Annotated in this window: 5 protein-coding genes; all 5 read left to right on the top strand. The window is 52.9% G+C overall.

Going from position 1 to position 2970, the window contains the following annotated elements; genetic code table 11:
• The coding region (locus MOMUL_RS16800; RefSeq protein ID WP_161485043.1) for a hypothetical protein at positions 1 to 336 on the top strand (336 nt) is incomplete at its 5' end.
• Positions 337 to 792: 456 nt separating this feature from the next.
• Entirely contained in the window at positions 793 to 1107 is a 315-nt protein-coding gene (locus MOMUL_RS15065) for a nucleotidyltransferase domain-containing protein (RefSeq protein ID WP_062286217.1), read from the top strand.
• The gene (locus MOMUL_RS15070; RefSeq protein WP_011393083.1) at positions 1097 to 1495 is read left to right on the top strand and encodes a HEPN domain-containing protein; all 399 of its coding nucleotides are present in this window, start codon (positions 1097 to 1099) and stop codon (positions 1493 to 1495) included. Before MOMUL_RS15065 ends, MOMUL_RS15070 begins: the two co-directional genes overlap by 11 nt.
• Positions 1496 to 1550: 55 nt before the next feature.
• Positions 1551 to 2039 carry a copper amine oxidase N-terminal domain-containing protein gene (locus MOMUL_RS15075; RefSeq protein WP_062286220.1) on the top strand — a complete coding sequence of 163 codons (489 nt, stop codon included), beginning with the start codon at positions 1551 to 1553 and terminating at the stop codon, positions 2037 to 2039.
• Between the two features lie 65 nt (positions 2040 to 2104).
• The coding region (locus tag MOMUL_RS15080) for a hypothetical protein (RefSeq protein ID WP_169802218.1) at positions 2105 to 2970 on the top strand (866 nt) is incomplete at its 3' end.

A 2970-nucleotide genomic window follows, 5' to 3' on the forward strand; every position in this document is an offset into this window, starting at 1 on the left:
ATTAAACCTGCTGACCCATTAAAGGAGACGTTTATTTTCTACCGCAAGGCCGGGAAGAGGCCATACTTGAGAGTTATTCTTTCCAGCGGAAAGATAATTACCGGCGAGTGTTTGAAATATGGCTGGAATGGGGAAGAAAGCCTCATGATACGCGATGCCGACAATATATCTTCCCTGGTATGGGTTCCTTTAAAAGATGCTGCGAAGATTGAGTTCAGGGACTTAATGGCCGTGCGGGAAAAAGCGAATGAGCGGGTAGAAATAGAGAAGAACAGGAAGATCTTGAATAGCATAGCTGATGGTTATGGGGATGAGGTTTACGGTAAGGCGAGGTAGGGCCGCCGCAACGTCTAATCGGCATAACGGCCTGACATAGCGGCGTCCCGAATGAGCGAGGTAACAGTGGTAGGCAGCAGGAGCGGCTTTGCGCGCACCTGCTGCTTTTTAAGCCTCCGGGCTTTCCAGCTGGCCCTGGATTGTATGCCGCCCGGCCTCTGTCGGCAAGGGTACGGCCTGCGGCATATGCTCCTTCGCTTCGCTCAGTCCGCTATTCCTCGACCCCTTCCTTCAGTCGGCCCTTGCCTTCCGGCTGGGCGGCAAGTTTGGCAGCTAAGGCCGGAAGGCCGGGGCTGAAGGCCCAACGGAAGGAGGGGTGGCAAAGGGTGAGGGGATATGAGATCAGGGTGGTGAGTGGTTAGCCATATTGATAAATTGGTAGCACTGGGGTAAAATGGTGGCAGGAAGGTGATAAATGGCACACCTTCAATACTCCCGGTCCGGGAGGGACCATTCATGAATAACAAAATAGTTTATTCTATGGTCAAACGTATACAGGAAAAGTTTAATCCCGAAAAAATAATAGTTTTTGGCTCCTGGGCGAGGGGTGAAGCTGGGCCGGATAGCGATGTTGACATCCTAGTTATCATGGACTGCACGCGGGAACAAAAGCGGGAGATACAGGCAGCCATCAGGAAGGAACTACGGGAGTTTAAGGTTCCTAAAGATATTGTAATTGCTAGCCCGGAGGACATAAACAAGTATAAAGATGCCTGGTGGACCGTTTACCATCCTGCCCTTGCAGAAGGGAAGGTTCTTTATGAACAGTAGGGAGAGGGAACAAGAAGCCTTGAAATGGCAGGATAGGGCGAGAAGGGACCTGCGGGTGGCGAAAATGCTTTTTTATGATAAAGAACCGGAATTTGATCTGGCTTGTTACTTATCACAGCAATGTGCCGAAAAAAGTTTGAAAGCCCTCTTAATTCGCCTTGGGATAAGGTTCGCTTATAAACATGACCTTGATTACCTGGTGGGGTTATTACCACCGGAGGATCAAGAGAAATTTTATAACACAAGATTGGAATGGCTAAGCGGATGGGTTACTGAAGGCCGTTATCCTGGAGACGCAGCAGGAGCAACCAGGGAAGATGCCCAAAGAGCAATTGAGATAGCAGAAGCTATATACAATAATGTTTCCAAGGCTTTGCGAAGTGAATAAAGTACCGGTACGCCGGTGCTTTTTGATTCCTACCTAAATAAAGGAGGCTGATACCATGACCCGTAAAATTAACCTTCTTATTGCTTTCCTCCTGGCCGTAACGCTGGCCCTGGCGGCCGGGGGCGTGGCGGAAGCGAAGAATGTAGATGCCCAATTTTACGTGGGTTATGATTTCTATAGTTATACCACCTATCTATCACCGGATTACAAAATTGTAAATTCCAAAATGGACGTGAAGACTTTTACTGAGAACGGCCGTGCCTATGTGCCCGTGCGCTACCTGGCCTACGGCCTGGGCGTGGCGGAGAAGGACGTAAATTGGGATGAGGCAAGCCAGACCGTAACTTTGAGCATGGAGGGCACCACGGTGAAGCTCCAGGTGGGCAGCAAGACCCTCTACATCAACGGCAACCCACAGGAAATGGACGTGACCCCTTTAATGAGAGACGACCGCGTCTTCCTGCCCGCCAGGTTCGTGGCCGAGGCGTTCGGGTATGAGGTATATTATTGGGACAATACGGTATCCATTGAGTTGAAGAGGTAGGAGACTTAAAAATCCAATATTCAGGAGGTGAGCGGCCCCGGCAGCCTGTGCCGGGGCCGACGACTATGCGCGGAAGGAGAGGCTTTCTCTCCTCTTTTCTTTCTCTCGTCCTGGTAATAGCGCTGGCGCTTTCCTTGCCGCGGGAGGCTAGTGCTTTTGCGACTGCGACGCAAGGCCCCTACGGCCTAAAATACGCCTATACCGAGGGGGCGTTCTTCCAGTTCTACCTGGTGAACCCCTTCGAGATAGGGCAGTTTAGCCAGAATAACCTGCCCAGCGATACCCAATTTGTCAATATGCCCCCGGAGAGCCGCTTCGCGCCGGACCTGCTCTTCGCGCCCATAGACTGGTCCACGGGCGGCCTCAACATAGGGAAAGGGTACGGCTTCCTGCATCCTGCGGCGATCCCGCAGGACTTGAGCACCTGGCTGGAGGCCCTGGAGTGGCCCGCAACTGACGGGTACTACAACGTCACGGACGCCGGGGCCAAGCAGGGCAGTACCGCCGTGAGGAACATCTTCTACCACAACGTCTACGGGACGTGGTTTCAAGCTGAACCGCACTACACCAGCGCGTCGCCGACCGACCCCCTCGACATGGGGGACAGCGGCAGCGGGACCAGATGGGTAGTGAAGATCAACGACGGACAGTACGACTTTACGCCTCGATTTTATGACTATAGCCTCCCTGAAATAGGTGGAAACTGGCAATTTATATACTTCTACAGCTTCACGAAGGAAGGGGCCATCGGCTTCCTCTCCCGCATGTACCAGGTGTTTTCGGGTGATCTTCAGTTCCTGATGCCCGATGGTGGGTGCGAGCAGAAGAAGGTGGCTTTCACCGTAGACCTGGCGGTGAGCCAGCTTACCGCCGGTGCTCCCGGCAGCGACGCCATGGCGCCTTACGCCGCGGTTATTGAGAACCTCTCGCC

The organism is Moorella mulderi DSM 14980 (assembly GCF_001594015.1).
Classification (GTDB): Bacteria; Bacillota; DSM-521; order Neomoorellales; family Neomoorellaceae; genus Neomoorella; species Neomoorella mulderi.

Excerpts from the sequence above, each read along its gene's own strand:
- MOMUL_RS15065 (WP_062286217.1), top strand. The coding sequence starts at position 793 with ATGAATAACAAAATAGTTTATTCTATGGTCAAACGTATACAGGAAAAG.
- MOMUL_RS15070 (WP_011393083.1), top strand. The coding sequence starts at position 1,097 with ATGAACAGTAGGGAGAGGGAACAAGAAGCCTTGAAATGGCAGGATAGG.
- MOMUL_RS15075 (WP_062286220.1), top strand. The coding sequence starts at position 1,551 with ATGACCCGTAAAATTAACCTTCTTATTGCTTTCCTCCTGGCCGTAACG.